This window comes from Ignavibacteria bacterium (assembly GCA_016707005.1).
Lineage (GTDB): Bacteria > Bacteroidota > Ignavibacteria > Kapaibacteriales > Kapaibacteriaceae > UBA10438.
Genome location: JADJIQ010000001.1, coordinates 542,241 through 561,366 on the forward strand (window position 1 = coordinate 542,241; position 19,126 = coordinate 561,366).

15 protein-coding genes are annotated in these 19,126 nt (G+C 53.2%); 7 read left to right on the forward strand and 8 right to left on the reverse strand.

The window, feature by feature from the left end; genetic code table 11:
- Nucleotides 1-3,402 (forward strand): efflux RND transporter permease subunit, encoded by a 3,402-nt coding sequence (locus IPI29_02355; GenBank protein ID MBK7411377.1) that lies wholly within the window; start codon nucleotides 1-3, stop codon nucleotides 3,400-3,402.
- 126 nt (nucleotides 3,403-3,528) lie between these two features.
- Here IPI29_02355 and msrB read toward each other — a convergent pair whose 3' ends face one another.
- Together msrB and truA are read right to left on the reverse strand one after the other, a co-directional pair.
- Complete coding sequence (gene msrB, locus IPI29_02360; GenBank protein ID MBK7411378.1) at nucleotides 3,529-4,053, reverse strand: peptide-methionine (R)-S-oxide reductase MsrB; 525 nt, start codon at nucleotides 4,051-4,053, stop codon at nucleotides 3,529-3,531.
- Nucleotides 4,050-4,829 carry a tRNA pseudouridine(38-40) synthase TruA gene (gene truA / locus IPI29_02365; GenBank protein ID MBK7411379.1) on the reverse strand — a complete coding sequence of 260 codons (780 nt, stop codon included), beginning with the start codon at nucleotides 4,827-4,829 and terminating at the stop codon, nucleotides 4,050-4,052. The genes msrB and truA overlap by 4 nt, the downstream gene beginning before the upstream one ends.
- On the opposite strand from truA, the gene IPI29_02370 reads away from it, so the two are divergent.
- The gene (locus tag IPI29_02370; protein ID MBK7411380.1) at nucleotides 4,828-5,400 is read left to right on the forward strand and encodes an NUDIX hydrolase; all 573 of its coding nucleotides are present in this window, start codon (nucleotides 4,828-4,830) and stop codon (nucleotides 5,398-5,400) included. The genes truA and IPI29_02370 overlap by 2 nt on opposite strands.
- Nucleotides 5,373-5,819 (forward strand): SRPBCC family protein, encoded by a 447-nt coding sequence (locus IPI29_02375; protein MBK7411381.1) that lies wholly within the window; start codon nucleotides 5,373-5,375, stop codon nucleotides 5,817-5,819. The genes IPI29_02370 and IPI29_02375 overlap by 28 nt, the downstream gene beginning before the upstream one ends.
- Here the strand turns inward: IPI29_02375 and IPI29_02380 are convergent.
- The 5 genes from IPI29_02380 to IPI29_02400 are packed head-to-tail and all read right to left on the reverse strand — an operon-like array spanning nucleotide 5,816 to nucleotide 12,073.
- Nucleotides 5,816-6,868, reverse strand: a complete 1,053-nt coding sequence (locus IPI29_02380) for an extracellular solute-binding protein (protein MBK7411382.1) — start codon at nucleotides 6,866-6,868, stop codon at nucleotides 5,816-5,818. The two genes, IPI29_02375 and IPI29_02380, sit on opposite strands and share 4 nt — an antisense overlap.
- Nucleotides 6,865-8,823, reverse strand: coding sequence for a penicillin-binding protein 2 (gene mrdA / locus IPI29_02385; GenBank protein MBK7411383.1), 1,959 nt, complete (start codon nucleotides 8,821-8,823; stop codon nucleotides 6,865-6,867). The genes IPI29_02380 and mrdA overlap by 4 nt, the downstream gene beginning before the upstream one ends.
- On the reverse strand, nucleotides 8,820-10,172 hold the full coding sequence (locus tag IPI29_02390) for a hypothetical protein (GenBank protein MBK7411384.1): 1,353 nt from the start codon (nucleotides 10,170-10,172) through the stop codon (nucleotides 8,820-8,822). The genes mrdA and IPI29_02390 overlap by 4 nt, the downstream gene beginning before the upstream one ends.
- Nucleotides 10,169-11,302, reverse strand: coding sequence for a hypothetical protein (locus IPI29_02395; GenBank protein ID MBK7411385.1), 1,134 nt, complete (start codon nucleotides 11,300-11,302; stop codon nucleotides 10,169-10,171). Before IPI29_02395 ends, IPI29_02390 begins: the two co-directional genes overlap by 4 nt.
- A gap of 45 nt (nucleotides 11,303-11,347) precedes the next feature.
- Nucleotides 11,348-12,073 (reverse strand): class I SAM-dependent methyltransferase, encoded by a 726-nt coding sequence (locus tag IPI29_02400; GenBank protein ID MBK7411386.1) that lies wholly within the window; start codon nucleotides 12,071-12,073, stop codon nucleotides 11,348-11,350.
- 49 nt (nucleotides 12,074-12,122) lie between these two features.
- Here IPI29_02400 and IPI29_02405 point away from each other — a divergent pair, with 49 nt between their 5' ends.
- The gene (locus IPI29_02405; protein ID MBK7411387.1) at nucleotides 12,123-13,277 is read left to right on the forward strand and encodes a glycosyltransferase family 4 protein; all 1,155 of its coding nucleotides are present in this window, start codon (nucleotides 12,123-12,125) and stop codon (nucleotides 13,275-13,277) included.
- On the forward strand, nucleotides 13,274-14,542 hold the full coding sequence (locus IPI29_02410; protein ID MBK7411388.1) for a glycosyltransferase: 1,269 nt from the start codon (nucleotides 13,274-13,276) through the stop codon (nucleotides 14,540-14,542). Before IPI29_02405 ends, IPI29_02410 begins: the two co-directional genes overlap by 4 nt.
- Here IPI29_02410 and uvrB read toward each other — a convergent pair.
- The gene (uvrB, locus tag IPI29_02415) at nucleotides 14,514-16,541 is read right to left on the reverse strand and encodes an excinuclease ABC subunit UvrB (GenBank protein ID MBK7411389.1); all 2,028 of its coding nucleotides are present in this window, start codon (nucleotides 16,539-16,541) and stop codon (nucleotides 14,514-14,516) included. The genes IPI29_02410 and uvrB overlap by 29 nt on opposite strands.
- A gap of 59 nt (nucleotides 16,542-16,600) precedes the next feature.
- Between uvrB and IPI29_02420 the strand changes: the two genes are divergently transcribed.
- Together IPI29_02420 and queA are read left to right on the forward strand one after the other, a co-directional pair.
- Nucleotides 16,601-17,980, forward strand: coding sequence for a glycosyltransferase family 39 protein (locus IPI29_02420; GenBank protein MBK7411390.1), 1,380 nt, complete (start codon nucleotides 16,601-16,603; stop codon nucleotides 17,978-17,980).
- Between the two features lie 74 nt (nucleotides 17,981-18,054).
- On the forward strand, nucleotides 18,055-19,101 hold the full coding sequence (queA, locus tag IPI29_02425; GenBank protein ID MBK7411391.1) for a tRNA preQ1(34) S-adenosylmethionine ribosyltransferase-isomerase QueA: 1,047 nt from the start codon (nucleotides 18,055-18,057) through the stop codon (nucleotides 19,099-19,101).
- Nucleotides 19,102-19,126: the final 25 nt, after the last annotated feature.

Here is a 19,126-nt window from a genome sequence, read left to right on the forward strand (position 1 = left end):
ATGCAACACCACAAAAAATTTCCCATCACATCGTGGGCAGTAGAGAATCGTACAACGATCTACGTGCTTACGGTGATCCTCTCGATCCTTGGCGTGTTCTCCTACATGAGCCTGCCAAAGGAGCAATTCCCGGATATCGTTGTACCAACGATCTTGGTAACAACCATCAACGCCGGTACATCACCTGTGGACGTAGAGAACCTGATCTCTCGTCCGCTCGAGAAGCAGATCAAGTCCATCGCCGACGTCAAGAAGGTAACAAGCACGAGTATCCAGGACGCATCGATCGTTGTTGTTGAATTCACAACGGGTATCGACCCGGTGATCGGCAAACAACGTGTGAATGATGCCGTGGATCGTGCACGCTCGGATCTGCCTACACAACTCACCAAGGAGCCGCAGGTTCAAGAAGTGGACTTCTCGGAGTTCCCGATCATGAACGTCAATATCTCCGGAAACGTCGGTCTTGATGTGCTCAAGCAATACGCAGATGATCTGCAAGACAAGTTCGAATCCCTCAAGGAGATCCGTCGCGCAGACATCATCGGCTCGCTCGAGAAGGAAGTCCGCGTCGATATCGATCCCTACAGACTCCAAGCGGCCGGCATTTCGTTCGACGACGTCTCGCGTGCTATACAGTATGAGAACGTCAACATCTCAGGGGGCGAAGTCCTCAACGATGGGATCCGCCGAAACCTACAGGTAACGGGCGAATTCAAGGATGTGTCCCAGATCGAGAATGTGATCGTAAAGGGAAGTCGCGGAAACACTGTCTACGTACGTGATATCGCCACTGTTGTTGAGACCAATAAGGAACAACAGAGCTTCGCTCGTTTGGACGGTAAGGACGTTGTGACGTTGGCTGTGTTGAAGAAGGCGGGTGAGAATCTCATCAATGCTTCCGACCAGATCCAACAGATCGTGAAGGAGTATTCTGCCACCAAACTCCCAAAGAACGTCACGATCACCATCACGAATGATCAATCCACGGCAACGCGGATCAATCTTGCCGACCTTATCAACACGATCATCATCGGCTTCATTCTGGTGACCATCGTATTGATGTTCTTCATGGGCGTTCAGAACGCCTTGTTCGTTGGTCTCGCTACCCCCCTATCATCCTTCATTGCCTTCCTTATCATGCCGGGCTTTGACTTCACGTTCAACGTTGTGGTCACGTTCGGATTCCTCTTAGCGTTAGGCATAGTGGTGGACGACGCCATTGTGGTGATCGAGAACACCCACCGTCTGCACACAAAGGATAAGATCGATATCAAGACGGCAACCAAATATGCGGCCGCAGAAGTGTTCGCTCCCGTGGTTGCAGGTACGCTCACCACGCTTGCTCCGTTCTTCCCGCTGCTGTTCTGGCCGGGCCTGGTGGGTGAGTTCATGGTCTACCTTCCGGCCATCCTCATCATCACGCTTACCGCTTCGCTTGTTGTTGCCTACATCATGAATCCGGTCTTTGCCGTGGACTTCATGGATCGTAAGCCGGCACGAGTATCAAAGCGTAAGCTCTTTGCCATCGGTGCAGCCATCGGTTTGGCTTCCGTTGGTGCTGTTACGGGTGGTCAGGTATGGATCGCGTTCCTCTCGATCTTCACATTCGGATTCTGGCTTACGAATCGAAAGTTCATTACACCGCGGCTGATCAAGCCATTCCAAGAGAAGACTCTTCCATGGGTGATGGATCTTTATCGTGGTACGCTCCGATTCGTGCTTCAAGGGAAGCGACCATATCTCGTGATCGCAAGTATGGTCGGCCTCTTTGTCGTGACCATCTTCCTGATGGTAGTAGCCGGCCCTAAGGTTGTCTTCTTCCCAGAAGCAGACCCGAACTACGCCTACGTCTACGTGCAGATGCCTATCGGTACGGATGCTGCAGAGACTGACTCTGTTGTCCGCGTAGTTGAACAACGCGTGAACAAGGTCCTTGGTCCTAAGAATCCGCTCGTGAAGTCGGTGATCTCCAACGTAGGCCTTGGTGCCGGTGATCCACAGAACCCGGATAGAACGATCACGCCTCACAAGGGTAAGGTTACGGTGGCCTTTGTGGAATTCCAGTATCGGCATGGGGCAAGCACTCAAGAGTACCTCGGTAAGTTCCGTGATGAACTCCGCGACCTCCCGGGTGTTGAGATCCTTGTTGCGAAAGAGTCAAATGGTCCACCAACGGGCAAGCCGATCAACATTGAGATCAGTGGCGACGAACTCGATCAGTTGATCGCCATTCAGGATCGAGTGCGTCGCATCCTGGTTGACTCCTTGCAGATTCCCGGCATTGAAAAGTTGAAGAGCGACCTTGTCAGGAACAAGCCGGAACTCTCGGTTGTGATCGATAGGGAGAAGGCAAATGCAGAGGGTATCTCAACGGCTCAGGTCGGTATGGCCCTTCGCAATTCCCTCTATGGAAGTGAAGCAACCAAGTACCGGTCTGGCGAGGATGAATATGCTGTTCAACTCCGTGCGCGTGAAGATATGCGAGGCAACGCTGATGCGTTACTGAATCTTCCGATCACATATCGTGATATGAGCAGCGGACAATTCCGCCAGATCCCGATGTCGTCCATCGCCCATCTTGAGTATTCCTCCACCTTCGCCGGGATCAACCGAAAGAACCAAAAACGCGTAGTGACGCTCGGTTCCAATGTGCTTGAAGGATTCAACGAGAACGAGGTGAATGCTGAGATCCGCGCGGCACTCAAGAACTTCGAACTTGAAGATGGATACGAGATCAAGCTTACCGGAGCTCAAGAAGAACAGGCTGAAAGCGCCAACTTCTTGGCTATGGCATTCGGCATCGCTGCGATGTTGATCCTGCTCATCATGGTGACGCAGTTCAACTCGCTGTCAAAGCCCCTTCTCATCATGGTAACCGTGCTCTTCAGTCTTATCGGCGTGTTGCTTGGCTTTGTGATCTTCCGAATGACCTTCTCCATCGTGATCACTGGCGTGGGCGTTATCGCTCTTGCCGGTATCGTGGTGCGAAATGGTATCGTCCTCGTGGACTTCACGGATGTCCTTCGCAAGCAAGGATGGAGGACCAAGCGAGCCATCATCGAAGGGGGAGCGATCAGGTTCAATCCTGTTGTTCTCACGGCAGGCGCAACCATCCTTGGATTGGTTCCGTTGGCAGTCGGTCTCAACATCGACTTCTGGGAACTCATCAACCTCCGTGATCCACACATTCACATCGGTTCGGACAGCGTTGCCTTCTGGGGACCGCTTGCATGGTCCATCGTCTTCGGTCTAAGCTTCTCCACGTTCCTCACCTTGGTTGTTGTGCCTTGTATGTACTACATCATGGCCACCTTCCAAGTCCGCGGAGCACGAAGAAAACAACGCCGCGCCATGATCAACGCCCGCCTTGATGCCCTTGAAGGTATCACCGGACACTGATATCACCATCGTCTACGAAAAGAGCCGTGGCCTTCTTCAGAAGTGCCACGGCTCTCTCTTTTTACGTTCGCTGTTCTCTGTTCTCTGTTCTCTGTTCGCTGTTCTCTGTTCTCTGTTCGCTATTCGCTATTCGCTATTCTTCTCAAACCGCAACGAAGCACTATTCAAGCAATAACGCAACCCCGTTGGTTTTGGACCATCATCGAAGACGTGACCAAGGTGCGCGCCGCAACGTGAACACGTTACTTCTGTGCGTGACTCCATGAGTGAGTTGTCGGCAACGAGTTCTACGTTCTCCTTTGCAACAGGGTCGAAGAACGACGGCCATCCGGTACCCGACTCATATTTGGACTCACTCGGAAAGAGTTCCGTACCGCAACAACGGCAGAGGTAAAGCCCCTTTTCATGATTGTCCCAATAGGCACCGGTAAATGCCCTCTCCGTGCCCTTCTTGCGAGCAATGCGGAATTCATCTGCAGAGAGTTCTTTCTGCCACTCTTCGTCAGTCTTGATGACCTTGTCCATGACCGTTACTTTCTTTGTAGCTGTGGAGTAGATCTTTACCGTGGAGGTTGACCTTTGTTCCTGCTGTACCGGTGCGCAGGCCAGGATGACCATGCTCACGAGGGCCAGCATCATTGTTGATCTCATGGGATCCATATCGTTGGTTGAACATCCGGGACCTTCTCCTTAGGGTCGTACTGCACATGTTGCAGGTACAGACCGGATGGAGGAGCGGTCTTTGTAGCAGGAAACGTTGATGGCTTGTATAAAAGTTCTCGCAGGCTTGCCGGATCGATCGTCCCGCGACCTGTCTCAACGATCATACCCACCATCTGACGTACCATACGCCAAAGGAAGTGTGAGCCACGTATCCGGATGATGACCATCGGTCCGAATTCATGCAGGGAGCACTCCTGGAGTTCAACGGTAGTGGACTTCTCTTCAGGATCGTCCTGGGTGAACGATCGGAAGTCATGGAAGCCCTCGAACACGCTGCAGGCCTGCTGCATAGCTCGCACGTTCAACTGGTCTTTTACCCACCATACGTAACGTTTGCCAAAGGCTGTTCTGCGTCGACAGATCTGGTAGATGTAGGCACGAGAGATCGCATGATGCCTTGCATGAAACTTCGGCTGGGTCTTTACCAGGTCCATCACATTGATGTCGGCCGGAAGCACATCGTTGATCTTCATCTTCAGAATGTGCGGTGCCAGCATCGTTGGCGCCTCTAGGTGGGCTACCTGATAGAGTGCGTGCACTCCGGAATCGGTTCTGCCCGATCCCATGAACTCGAAATCTCGGTTCCCGAGTGCGTTTGCAATGGCTCCGATGAGCTCGCCCTGAACTGTACGCGCATTCTTCTGTACCTGCCAGCCGGAATAGCGCGTACCTTCGTATTCGATCGTAAACTGGAATCTTGCCATGCATGAAGATACGGAGATCGATGTCGGCAGGAGAGAACTCCTCGCCGCCTTCGACCGCTATGAACAACAACATCCTGAGGAAGGGGCTGTCATTGCCCGATTCCGGGACTTTGTCCAACGTGAGCCCGGGTGTTTTGACCGGAGTACCATTGAGGGACACATCACGGGCTCTGCCTGGGTTGTAGATATGGACGGAACACATACGCTCCTTACGCATCACCGAAAACTGAACAGATGGCTTCAGTTAGGGGGCCATGCAGACGGCGATTGGAACGTTGTGCGCGTTGCCCTCACGGAAGCAAAGGAAGAGTCGGGCATCGATGACCTTTCGCTACCGGATACCGAGATCTTCGATCTTGATGTGCACATGATCCCCGCACGCGGAGAAGATCCGGAACACTTTCACTATGATGTGCGTTACGTAGTATATGCCGCGCACACAGACCACGTAGTGGGAGAAGAATCTCACGACCTTGCCTGGGTATCCGTGGATGAACTCGACGAATACACCACTGAAGAATCCATGCTTCGCATGGCACGCAAATGGAACACATTACGAGCTCGATCTTGATCGATGCGCCGATCGAAAAGGTCTTTCATTTTCACGATGACACAACAAACCTGCTCAAGATCACGCCTCCGGGTATCAAGGTTTCATTTGAGACACTGGGAGAGCCTGGTCTAGGCTATGAAGTGATCCTCAAGGTCCGTCAGTTCGGACTCTTTACTATGCGATGGCATGTACGGGTTACGCAGTACCAGCCCCCTATACTCATGACAGACATCCAGATCAAAGGGCCTTTCCGTTCATGGCGGCAAATACGCTCGTTGCGCGAGGTGAATGGAAGAACTGAACTCACCGATATCGTTGACTATGAAACCCCGTTTGGATTCCTCGGACAGATAGCAAATGTGCTTTTCATTCGGCGACAGATCACGTCGATGTTCGCCTATCGACAGGCTGCTACCAAACGCATTCTCGAAGCCTAACGCTCGAGTTCTATAACTGCCAAACGCGCTTTCTCTACGATTTGTTGGACCTCGTCCTTTGAAGTAGCCCCGTAGCATCGCACGATCATGTCTTCAACAATTGGTTCCACACGTAATGTCTTTGTTGATTCAGGTAGGGGGCGAGCCATTCGTGCCACGTTGAGAAACCCACGCTGGAGATCATCACGTTGAAAGATGCTGTCTGTAGCTGCGGTTGTGAGATCCGCCGGGAATCCCGCATCACTGATGGCCACAGCAAAGGCGCGTGCTTGTTGATAGGATGTGAGCCAGGCGGTGAAGATGCGGGCTGCATCGATGTGCGATGATGAACGAGAGATCGCAAGTACATCGCCATTGAGAATGGATGGAGTGGCCGCAACCCGCAGATGCGTGATGTTGCGCCTTCGGGCCATATCGATGATCCATGCACCGGTATACGTTTCGCGAAGTTCGTCGTTGAGCAGTCTATCGTCAAGTTGACGGGCTCGTTCAAGGAGAGCCCCCTTATCGACATACGAGCGAATGGTCCAGAGCGCATTGACGAGTGCGGAGTCGAATGTAGATGATACCGGAAGTGATGTGTAGAATCGATCCGCTCCCGCCGACCAGACGTAGGGGAGCATGCGTTTGAGAACATTGTGTGCATCGGTAGCACAGAGTCCAATGGTGAAATGCGTGGCTCGATCATTCACCACGCGCGCACGGGCATTCACAAGCCAGGGGATGGCAGCAGTATCTGCAAAGACGCCTGCTCGAGAGAACTCAGCGTGCCAGTCCATGCCGAGGTGGACCACGTCGGGCTGCGTGCCGGCATTGAAGGCAAGTTGAAGTTTGGATCTACCGTCAGCCCAACTCAGCTCAGTGAGTTCTACGTGGATGGTTGGGTGTTCTTGTTCGAAGATGCGGACGAGAGAATCCAAGACCGACCGTTGGCTGGGTTCCGACCAAAAATGCCAGAACTGAAGAGTGGTGGTTTTCGTTGGAGCATCACCGCATGACGTAGCAACAACGGCCGTCAGCATGATGAGCGTGATACGCACCAACGTCATCGATGTACGGCTGCTGATGCAACGGGTACGGTGGGCCGAGGAACCGGAGCCACCGGACGTTCTTTGTACGGGCGAGCGAATGGACCACGTTGCTGCGGCAGAGTATCCTGCTCGGCGATCTTCGTGGGCGTAGATCCCGGTTGCTTCAGCCACGTTGAATCTCGAGGCACATCGGCTGGCCACGTCCGATTGAAAAAGAGATCGAGAAGTTTGCCGGCGATCGGTACAGCGAAGGACGCACCAAAACCCTTGCCTTCGCCGGTAACGACCAGGGCAATGCGTGGGTTATCCTTTGGTGCGAAGCACATAAACCACGACTGGTCAGGTTTTCCCCGAGATGCTTGTGCTGTACCTGTCTTACCGCAAATGCTGAGATTCAGCGATTTCAATGATCTGCCTGTACCTTCTTCGATAACGCCGGAGAGGGCGTCCTGTACTAGATCGAACCACTTCTGTTCGATCGGGATCTTTCGAGATTCATATGATGTGCTGTACTTCTTTTTCAGTTTTTTACTGTAGATCTCACGCACGGCGTGGGGCTGACACCATACACCGTCGTTGGCGATCGCAGCTGTATAGGCACAGAGTTGAAGGGGCGTAACCTGCACTTCGCCCTGACCTATACCCCAGTTCATCAGAGCATAGTCCGTCCAGTTTCCCTTGCCCCAGCGTCTGTCCATAAATGCTCGAGAGGGAAGGATCCCGGGCCCTTCTTCCGTGAGATCGATCCTGGTCTTTTGTCCGAAACCGAAGAGAGCTGCATAGTAGTGGAACTTCTCTACTCCCATCTTCAACCCAACCTGATAGAAGAACGAGTTACAAGAAACCTTGAGTGCATACGATACATCGATGAGTCCGTGCACACCGCCATGGCACAATGCGAAACGGTTTCCATATCGATATCCACCGGCGCACACCAGGCGAGTGGTTGGAGTGATCACACCTTCTTGAAGTCCCATGAGTGCCATGACCGGCTTCCACGTGGATCCTGGAGCATAGACCGGCTGTGTCACGCGGCTAAAGAACGGTTGTTCCGGATCACGAAAGACCTGGTTGAAATACTTCTGCGATGTCTTGCCAGTGAAGTTGCGAAGGTTGAAATCCGGCTTACTTGCAAGGGCAATGATCTCACCGTTCCGCGGATCGATGGCAACAACGGCGCCACGAGCATTACCGAGGAGTTTCTCCGCGAGTTCTTGCACATCGGTGTCGATCCCCAGATAGAGGTCATCACCTTCAAGACCGGGAAGGTCACTTTTCCCATCGTTGAAGCTGGCAACACGCTGCCCGTTCTTGTTCACGGCAACGAATTGGAGTCCCTTTTGTCCGCGTACATTAGCTTCATACGACATTTCGATACCGGCCTTCCCCGTGATGTCGCCCGGGGCATAAGCATCACCCAGGGTAGCGAGTTCACGCTCACTCACTTCGCGAACGTAGCCGAGAAGGTGCGAAGCATTGCCATCAAACGCATAGAGTCGTTTCGGATCAACGATCAGATCAACACCCGGTAACGAATCGCGTTGTTCTTCGATCGCAGCGATGACTTCAAAGTCCACGTCCCGACCGGAAGAGATCTTTGCAGGTGCAAACTTGTTGTAGGCCGCAGACTTGCGCACATCGGCCCAGATCGTTGCAACATCGGTCCCGAGAATGCGGGACAAACGAGAGCACGCACTGTCCGTGAACTCATACGGCGTTACGGTGATCGAGAATCCCGGAGCATTCTGGACGATGGCTCTACCATTTCGGTCGTACACCATTCCGCGAAACGGTTCCGTAGAGATCTGTTTGATGGCCTGGGCTTCAGCCTTGAGCTTGTAGACATTCCCTTGAATGATCTGAAGCCAGGCGAGCCGGCCGATATAGATCACGCTGATCGCAAGGATCACGATCCGGAAAATGCGTTGGCGTTGGGCAGACCCGAAGGTGCCATCGCTCGGAAGTAGGCTCATTGGTGCTGGTCGGTGGAGGGTTCAATTCGCGCCCGACGGAGAAATTCCTCCGATATCGCTACGGACGCAAAGATGAACGCAAACATAACGTTTCCATATCGCTGGTCGAAGATCCCAGCCATGAAGATATTCACAAAGACCGCCGGGATGAAGGCAAAGGTGCCAATGGCCAGGGCGCGCACGAGCGGAGCTGCCGCACTAGTTCTGGCTTCCCATGCATTTCGAAAAGCCCGTAAGGCAAATCCAATGAGGACAGAGAAGATGATGAAGGCTGTTGGAAAGCCGAGTTTGTGGATGATCCCGATGTATCCGATATGTATAAAGGCCGTGGAGTTATGCCATTGCTCGATAGGCGCCCAGGTAACGAAACGGGCACGAAGCCCATTGCCCCCTAAAGGAGCCTCCTTCACCTTCCTCCAGGCATTGTTCGCCTCAAGAATGCGGGTCTCAAAGGACAGGTCGCCGCCGGTGATCTGGGTGGACGAGGCAAATCGGACTTGAATATACTTGGCGGTGATGACCGTGATCTTTGGATAGACGATGTACATGGTCAGGAACAGCACGCTTAAGATCGCTGTGCTACCGATCAAGAGCCGCATGTTTTGTCGGTACCGCATGAAGACCATGGCGAGGAAGATGCAGAAGAAGACCATCACCCAGAGCGTGCGCGTAAAGGTCAAACCCAGCGCAACAAGGTTCACCAAGGTCACGCCGACGGCGATCAGACGGGTGGAATTCCTGGTAGCAAAGAGGATCACAACAACAGTGATACAAATGGATAGCAGGAAGATCGGTCCGAGGACGGCCGATCTTGATGACATGATCTGATAGGCATAGACCATGTTCTCCGCCATCCGCTGTTTGAAGTTGTAGGTGCTATACAGCGCCATCAACGTTGAGGAGATCCCGGAGAGCACAAGGAATTGATTGAACGTACGCTTGTTCTGACCGAACTCCTCACGGAAGGGGAAGTAGTACAGCATCAGCAGGAAGTACGACCAATCAACAGCCCATCCCATCAAGCCAACGTAGTTGAGTTTGGCGATGATGATGTTGGCAAAGGCAGCCACGATGAAGAACAGGAGAAGGAAATCTGTCCACCCCTTCACGAGGGGGCGCGGGTCAACAACGATTCGCCAGAACATCCACATTAAGATCGTGGACGTGAAGAGTCCGCCCGCAACAACTTCCGTAACAGAGAGCCCCTTCCCTGTATCCGTCAAAAAATACGGCAAGGCAACAAGGAACATCCCGAGCCACACTTTTGGGTAGCGGATCATCAGGAAAACGAGACTGACGCCACAAGCGATCGCTGGGGGCAGCCATGGCCAATCTGCAAGGATGTTCACGACAATTCGGTTGGTTTGCCCATCATCGACTTCCAACCCCGCATAAGAAGCAGCACGAGCAAGGTGAAGATCCCAACTCCGAGGCCAGCACCGGCGGCAATGAAGACTCTCTTGGGTCTGTCTCGCTTCTCCGGAACAACCGGCGTATCAACCACGAGAAGGGAAGGGGCTGTCTTGTTCATATCAAGCTTTGCTTGTTCCAAGGATGGCAACAAGAAGGCTTTGAGTTTTGTGTGTGCTTCAAAGTCGGCATAGATCCGAAGGTACGATGCCCCGACACCGGCAGCATCGGTCAACGCGAAATTCCCGGCGAATCCCGGCTGGGTCTGTGCGCGCTCATATTGGTCGCGGAGCTGACGTACAAGTTCCTTTGAATTCCGGACCTGAGGGTCATTGGCCCCATAGTTCTGTTCGAGCATTCCAAGGATGGTCTCTTGCTTCAGAAGTTCTGCCTTCGATTCTGCAAGGGCTGAGGCAGAGGCAGTGGCTTGATCGAGCGGCGAGAAGAGTCTGTATTCGCGAGAGTAGCGTCCGAGGGAATCCGTAAGGGCATTGAGGACGGAATCCATCATCACGAGGCGCTGTTCCATGTAGAACGCCGATTTCTCGGCTTCTTGTCGATGGATACGGTTGGTGATCTCGTTTGCATACCCAACAAAGGCATTGCACATGTCAACAGCTTGTTTCGGGTCTTGATCCCAGATCGAAATCTCGTAATTGCCTTCAGCGTGGAAATTTACCTCGAGATTTTCTTCCAACGTTGAGCGAACATCGTTCATCGGTTCGCCTTCCATCTCGTATTCTTTGATCAGGTTGTAGCGCGTGATCATCGAATCGCGGATGGTGCGGGTGAACAGAATGGCTATGAACTCATAGCTCTCGCCGGATTTCCCGCTCAGTTTCGAAAGACCGATGTCCTTCAGCGTGGACGAGATGCCGCCGAGTGCACCGCCGAGACCACCGGCATCCGGTGAGGGAGGCACGCAGTTGATCGTTGCCTTGTAGTACTCCGGCAACGTTCGAGCGTAGATATAGGCCCCAATGGTCGCCACGAGCGACAGTCCAAGGACCAGCCATTTAAATCGAAACAGATAGCGGATGATATCTGCGGTCGGAAAAGATTCCGTCATGAGTTCCATACGAGAATGTTCGGGGCAAAACTACGAGGCATGGGGCTAGCGACGTGCAACGATGAGCATGTTCGGCGTTTTGATGGAAGATGACCAGCTGATCCCTTGCACCAAATACGAGCAACGCTCGGCAAGAACCATAAGAGGTCCGGCTACGGCTCGAAGGATCGAGGCCGGTAAGCCCCCTCCAACAGGATGTACCGGATAGATGTCAACGGACGTGAACGGAAGAGACGCAAACAACTCCAAGACCGAGGACTTATTCAGGTGCATTTCGTGTGTGAGATCCCCGAACGACAAGACCGTCCCGTGCTTAGCATCGATATTCGGTGTTCGCAAGATTAGAGTTCCACCCGGGGCGAGCCTGTCATGGATCTTCGAAAGTGCTTCGATCGCCTCCGTTCGCGTAAGGTGTTCGATAACATCGAACATGGAAACGCAACCGAGGTCGTGTTCGTGTTCAAGTGCCGAAAAAAGATCGTCAACCTCCACACAACTCAGTCCTAACGTCCGAGCAAGCTCAACCTGCTCCAGGCTAAGGTCGATGCCCCGCATGTTCTCAAAACCGAGGTTTCTGAGGTAAAGAAGGTAGGCGCCGTAGCCACAGCCAAGGTCGAGCATCCGCGAGGACCGGTCAGCGGGCAGAAACGGGCGCACGGTGCGTTCAAGGCCGACGTGTTCGGCCATTACCCGACGGTGAACGTCATCAAGCGATGAGAATCGTGATTGGACGGAAGTGTACTGGGCGTAGAAGTGCTGGCGATGATCCATACCCACGAAGATACGAGTTGAGGCGCGGCATCGCCGTATCTTGCGGTGTATGAGCCCCTTACACCTTGGCTTTGCTTGCGCCTGGAATAGGGACGGCGACCGTGAACGGACGTGGTCTCATACACCCATGCGTCTTTGGGATGCCTTGGAACGCAGGCCGGATGTGGAGGTCCTTGATGTCCCGATTGAGCTGCCTCGCCTGATAGATTCCATCGGACGAATCAGTTCTTTGCGCCTAGTCCACGGCAGAACGATGTCCACCTGGGCTATGCGTCCCTGGTATGCCAGGCTTGCGCAGCAAGCATTGTCTGCAGCAGAGGGCAAGGTTCAACCGCCAGATGCCATCCTGAGCATCGGTGAGCATGGATCCACGGTCCATCCGCTCTACATCTACCAAGATCATTGTTACGGTCATGGTCTTGAGATGTATCACGAAACAGGGGAGATGCCCCACGGATGGTCTGGGGTTGCTCTTTCCGATCTCCAACACCGAGCGGAAATGCAGGCTCGCACGTACGCGTCTTGTGCCGGCGTCTTTACAATGAGCCAGTGGAATGCCGACTTTCTTGTTCGCTCAGGACTTGTCCCAGCCTCCAATGTTCACGCCATTCATGCCGGCATCAATGTTCCTGTGGTTCTCCCAACTGAAGAACACCTTCATCAGAAGCGAGCTCGTGACGAACGCACCATCCTCTTTGTGGGACGAGAGTTCCATCGAAAAGGGGGCGATCTAGTTCTCGCAGCCTTTGAACGTGCGAAGCAGATCTCTGCTCGACCGTTGCGTCTCATCGTTGCCGGTCCTAAGAAATGGCCGGTGACGGGTGCCATTCCTGAACGCGTAGAATTCGTTGGTGATGAACCGTTCCTTGCGTTGCGCGAGCATATGCGAACAGCCGATGTGATGGTCATGCCGTCTCGATTCGAAGCCTTCGGCATCGTCTTCATTGAGTCGCTGGCAGCAGGTACACCCGTTATCGGCAGAAGATCATTCGCCATGCCGGAGATGATCACACATGGACACAATGGCATGATGATCGATACGGATGATGTAGAAGCACTCGCCCAAATGATAGTGGACGTGGTCGAAAGTGAAACCATTGCCCGTACCTGTCACAATGAAGCTCGATCAGTTTCCGAGTACTACTCTTGGGACAGAGTGGCAAGCGATATCATGTCGATCATCGGTCATGGTAGTAAGGAATGAAGATCCTCTCGATCCTGCCTCGAATTCCGTATCCCGCTCGCGACGGCGGTGCGATCGTGATCCTAGAGACGCTTCGGCAGTTGCACCTTGCCGGACACCATGTTGATGTATTGGCGTTGAACACCAAGAAACATCGACAGGACCCAGCTGTCCTTGCACAGATCTGCACTTCCATTCACACCGTTGACGTTGATACCACGATCTCTGCTCTTGGCCTCATTCGGGGTTTATTCAGAAGCCGACTCCCCGATGGATTTGGGATCGATGCCGGCACGTCGTATTGGGTATCGCGCTTCGCAGACGAACTAGCGCTTGAGTCCTTCCGGACACATGCTATGCAGAATGGACCGTATGATCTTGTTCTCTGCGAGAGTCTATTCACCGCCTGTTATGGGATAGCGATCCGCCCTCACTTGCACGGTCCCCATCCGACGCCGATCCTCATGCGGGCTCACAATGTTGAACACATCATTCAGTCTCGGTTGTCGAAAGAACGGTCACGCTCGCGTTTGGAACGATGGTACCGATCCCGTACAGCGCAACACACGCATACGTATGAGTCCTACATCGGCACGGCTGTCGATGCCATCGCTACGGTGTCGGATGACGATGCCACTGAGTTCAGGTCGTATCATCCAACAGCCCTCGTTGAAACCGTTCAACCCGGTGTGCACCTCCCGGAACGATATACGGGCGCAGTGGATCGTGATGCCATCTGCATGCTCGGCAGTCTCGACTGGACGCCGAATCTTGAGGGGGCTTCGTGGTTCATCCAACATGTCTTCCCGCGCATTCGAGAACAACGTCCATCAACAACTCTTCATATCGCCGGACGGAATCCTACAGCGCAAGCATTGGCGTTTCATAACGGCACGTCGATCTTCGTTCATGGTGAGATCGAAGATGCATTGGCATTCCGACAGCAGCGTGCGCTGACGGTAGTTCCGCTTTACAGCGGCAGTGGCATACGCATCAAGATCTTAGAAGCACTTGCAGCACGGAGCCCCATCGTTACCACACCGATCGGTTGTGAAGGTGTTGGTGTTGTCCACGATAAGGAAGTTCTGATCTATGATACGGCAGGCGAGTTTGCCGATGCCTGCGTGCGAGTACTCAACGAGCCTGAATTGTCGCAACGGCTGGTTGTTTCAGGATTTGATTTCGTGAGCAAGCGCTACAGTTGGTCTGCTGCAACGGACAGACTGATTGCGCTTGGCAGAAGGGTCATCGACCGCGTTACGAATCCAAGGACTGCAGTCGATTGATATCATCACGAAGCTCAGCAGCACGCTCAAAGTCAAGGTCCCGAGCAGCGTTCTTCATCTCCACGAACATCTGATCGATCATCTCCTTGCGCTGCTCCAGGGTCAGATACTTGGCGATCGGTTCGGCTGCACGTTTCTGTCGAGCACGTTCCGTATCAGCCGAGCGCTGCATCTTCGACGATTGCATGTCTGCCACCGACGTGGACTCAAGGATCTCCTCGAGCGACTTGTACACGGTGCGTGGTTCGATTCCGTTCTCTGTGTTGTACGCCTCTTGAAGGGTGCGTCTGCGGTTGGTCTCATCCATCACGGCCTTCATCGATTTCGTGATCTTATCCGCATAGAAGATCACAAGTCCGTCAACATTCCGCGCGGTGCGTCCTGCCGTCTGCATGAGTGATCTCTCGCTTCTGAGGAAGCCTTCACGATCGGCATCGAGGATGGCCACGAGAGAGACCTCGGGCATGTCGAGTCCTTCACGCAGAAGGTTCACGCCAACCAACACGTCACTCCTACCAAGTCGCAGATTTCGAATGATCTCCACACGCTCCAATGAATCCACATCACTATGGATGTAGGAGACACGGATACCAAGGTTATGGAGGTAGTCAGTGAGATCCTCTGCCATACGCTTCGTTAGTGTTGTTACCAACACACGATCCTTCCGCTCAACACGATCACGGATCTCATTGATCAGGTCATCGATCTGATTCTTCACCGGACGTATCTCGATCTTTGGATCAAGGAGCCCCGTTGGCCTAATGACCTGCTCAACCACAACACCCATGGACTGTTCCAGTTCATAGTCACCGGGTGTTGCGCTTACATACACTACCTGACTGATGTGCTTGTTGAACTCATCAAATTTCAGGGGGCGATTCTCCAACGCACTTGGCAGCCGGAAGCCGTGTTCCACAAGCGTCATCTTCCGTGCTCGATCGCCGTTGTACATCGCACGGATCTGCGGAACGGTAACGTGACTCTCGTCAAGCACGAGCAGGAAATCTTCCGGGAAATAGTCGATGAGACAGTTCGGCTTCTCACCGGGCTGACGTCCCGAGAGGTGCATGGAATAGTTCTCAATACCGGAGCAGTAGCCCACTTCCTTCATCATTTCGATATCGAACAACGTGCGCTGTTCGAGTCGTTGAGCCTCAAGCCCCTTCCCTAACTCGCGCAGGTCCTTGAGACGGGCGATGAGTTCCTCTTTGATCTCGGCTGATGCCCGTGCGACGTTTGATTTTGAGGTAACGAAGAGTCGGGCAGGGTAGAGCAGAATGCTTCCCGGACGTTCCAACACCTTTCCATCACGTTTGTCGATCCACGATACACGATCCACAACATCTCCGAAGAGCTCTACGCGAACAGCACGAGTATCTTCATCGGCCGGCATGATATCGATCACATCACCGCGCACTCTGAACGTTCCGCGTGTGAATTCGAAGTCGTTGCGTGTGAAGTGGATATCACTCAGACGGTGCAGGAGTTTTTGTCGAGAGAGCTCCATTCCTTCTTTCACAAGGACGAGCTGATCTTTGAAATCGGCCTTTGCCCCGATGCCATAGATGCACGAGACAGAGGCCACAACGATCACGTCTCGTCTTCCCTCCACAAGTGCGCTGGTTGCACGCAACCGCAATCGATCGATCTCGTCATTGATCGAGAAATCCTTTTCAATGAAGACATCGGTGGAGGGGACGTAGGCCTCCGGCTGATAGTAGTCGTAGTACGAGATGAAGAACTCTACCGCATTATTCGGGAAGAAGCTCTTGAATTCACCGTACAACTGAGCTGCAAGGGTCTTGTTCGGGGAGATCACAAGGGTGGGACGTTCCACCTCCTTGATCACATTGGACATCGTAAAGGTCTTTCCCGAGCCCGTTACACCGAGTAGCACCTGATCACGGCGCCCCTCACGGAGTCCGTCCACAAGTTCCTGGATCGCCTTGGGTTGGTCTCCCGAGGGTTGGTATTTCGATTGAAGGTCAAAAACGGACATTTGGGTGCTTGGGATTGATATAGCCTACGAACGTACGACGTACGTGCGATATTCGCAGTATGACACTTGCTCAAACACCCGTTGCACAACTCTGGTTCAAACGGATCGCCACGGTTGCGACCCTTGGCATCGTTCTCAGGGCCATTGTTTCTTTTGGAGTAATGGGGTCGATGCCACAGGCGGAAGATGGTCCATCCTATTCTACCCAGGCCGTCCAGATGCTTGACGGATCCATTGGCTATTACTACTTCCCGCCGGGCACGGCACTGTTCGCAGCACCTGTCTATGCCGTGATCGGGCAGTCCACGTTCTCTGACCATCTTTTGGGCGTGATCCTATCATCCGGATTTCTCATTTCCGGGGTCTGGTTATGCTACGTGCTGATGGGATGGGGAAGGGCAACCTTCTTTGCGGCAATTGTCCTCGCGCTTTACCCACACTCTGTGATGTCGGCAACACAGCTTTCTTCTCAGCCCCTTACCTCCATACTCCTCACTCTGGCGATCGGACTGGCCATCCAAAACGCTGAACAATGGTCGTGGAAGCGATGGATAGGTGTTGCGGTGTGTATTGCGGCCGCCATGCTGACGCGTCCGGCATCACTCGCAGTCCTGGCTGTGTTCGGTCTCGGCGGCATTGTGCTATGGAGACGGCAGAAGGTCAGAACGTCTATGCTCGCAGGGTCTACGGCACTTGTTGTGCTCATCCTCGGTCTTTCGGCCTTTCCATTCATGGCGCACAACAACAAGATGGGTCAAGGCTGGTCGATCTCCACGAACAACGAATGGAATCTCTTCTTGGGCAACACGCCCTATACACCCGATTACAAGACCGGACACTTCGGTCAACGTGGATTCGATCAAGTATCACCTGAAGCACGCGCCTACATGTCGGCGATCCTACCGCATGAGAGTCCTTATGCGGCAACGTACGAGCAACGTATGGCGATGCGAGATGCTGCTGTTGACTATATGACGTCGCATCCGGTGCGCACTCTGTACCGCATCAGTAATCGGTTGCGTGGATTTTGGGGAATGGATTACACTGCTTCACGTGTCATCCAGAACCACTACGGATTGTCGAACATGGCCTTCTTGCCCCTATTGGCAATGGAGGGAGGGGGCTACCTGATCGTGATCTTCTTTGCGATCTCCGCTCCGTTCCTCGTTGCCGCCCATCAGCGGTGGTCTTGGCGGTTCCTACTCGGCTGTGTAGTTGCCATCATGCTGCCGTATTTGGCTGCATTTGCCTTGGCGAAGTATCACCTACCCACAATGCCTTTGCTGCTGCCAATCGCTGCGCTGACCGCGGTGGTCGTGATCGAGGATCCGAGAGGATCATGGAGAACACTGCGTCGGTCCAAGGCTTGGTGGGGGGCTGTTGCAGTGACCATTGCTGTGCAGATCGAACACCTTGTTCAGTTGATACTGCTTCGTTGAGCGCACTTTTCAGTGGCGCTGGGCTTAAAATCGCCGTATCTTAGCAGTTTCGCGCAATATTTACAAAGAAAACGATGAAGCTGTCCGAATTTAAGTTCGCGGTTCCGAAAAACGCTGTGGCCAAGCACCCGGCGGATCCACGTGAAAGTGCCAAGATGATGGTACTGAACCGCGAAACAGGTGAGATCGAAGACCGTCATTTCAAAGACGTCCTTTCCTACATGGAAAAGGGGGACGTTATTGTGGTCAACGACACAAAGGTGTTTCCTGCACGCCTTTTCGGCAAAAAGGAAAAGACCAACGCCAAGATCGAAGTGATGCTTCTTCGTGAGCTCAAGGCGCAAGAGCGCATTTGGGATGTTCTTGTTGAGCCTGCTCGTAAGGTGCGTATCGGCAACAAGATCTATTTCGATAACAACCGCTTCTATTGTGAGATCATCGATAACACCACATCGCGTGGTCGTACCGTACGTTTCTCGTATGACGGCGATCTGCACGAAGTGATTGAACGTATCGGACAGATGCCCCTTCCAGAATATGTGAAGCGTGAGCCAACAGATGCTGATAAGGAGTCGTACCAGTGTGTCTTTGCCAATCCGGGCAAGGTTGGTTCTATTGCGCCCCCTACAGCCGGACTTCACTTCTCCGAGAAACTTTTGAAGGCTGCAGAGAAGAAGGGTGTGAAGATCGCCACGGTTCAGCTGAACATCGGTCAGGGGATCTTTGAGACCATCGAGGTTGAGGATCTTACCAAGCACCGCATGTACAGCGAGTACTTTGAGATCACCAAGGATTCTGCTGACGTGATCAACAAGGCACTCAAGTCCAAGAAGAACGTGTATGCTGTTGGTTGCAGTGTTGTGCGTGCGCTTGAGTCGAGCGTTCTTACAAGCGGTATCGTAAAGCCAAATAAGGGATGGACAGACAAGTTCATTCATCCGCCGTACGAATTCAAGATCGCCAACCGCTTCATCACGAACTTCCACCAGCCCGCTAGTCCGTCACTTCTAGTAGCAACGGCCTATGCCGGTGGAAAGGATTCTATGTTCAAAGCCTACAAGCGTGCAATGAAGACGGACTATCGTCTCTTTGCCTACGGCGATGCCCTGATGATCATCTAACACACTCACATTACGCCTCACCAGC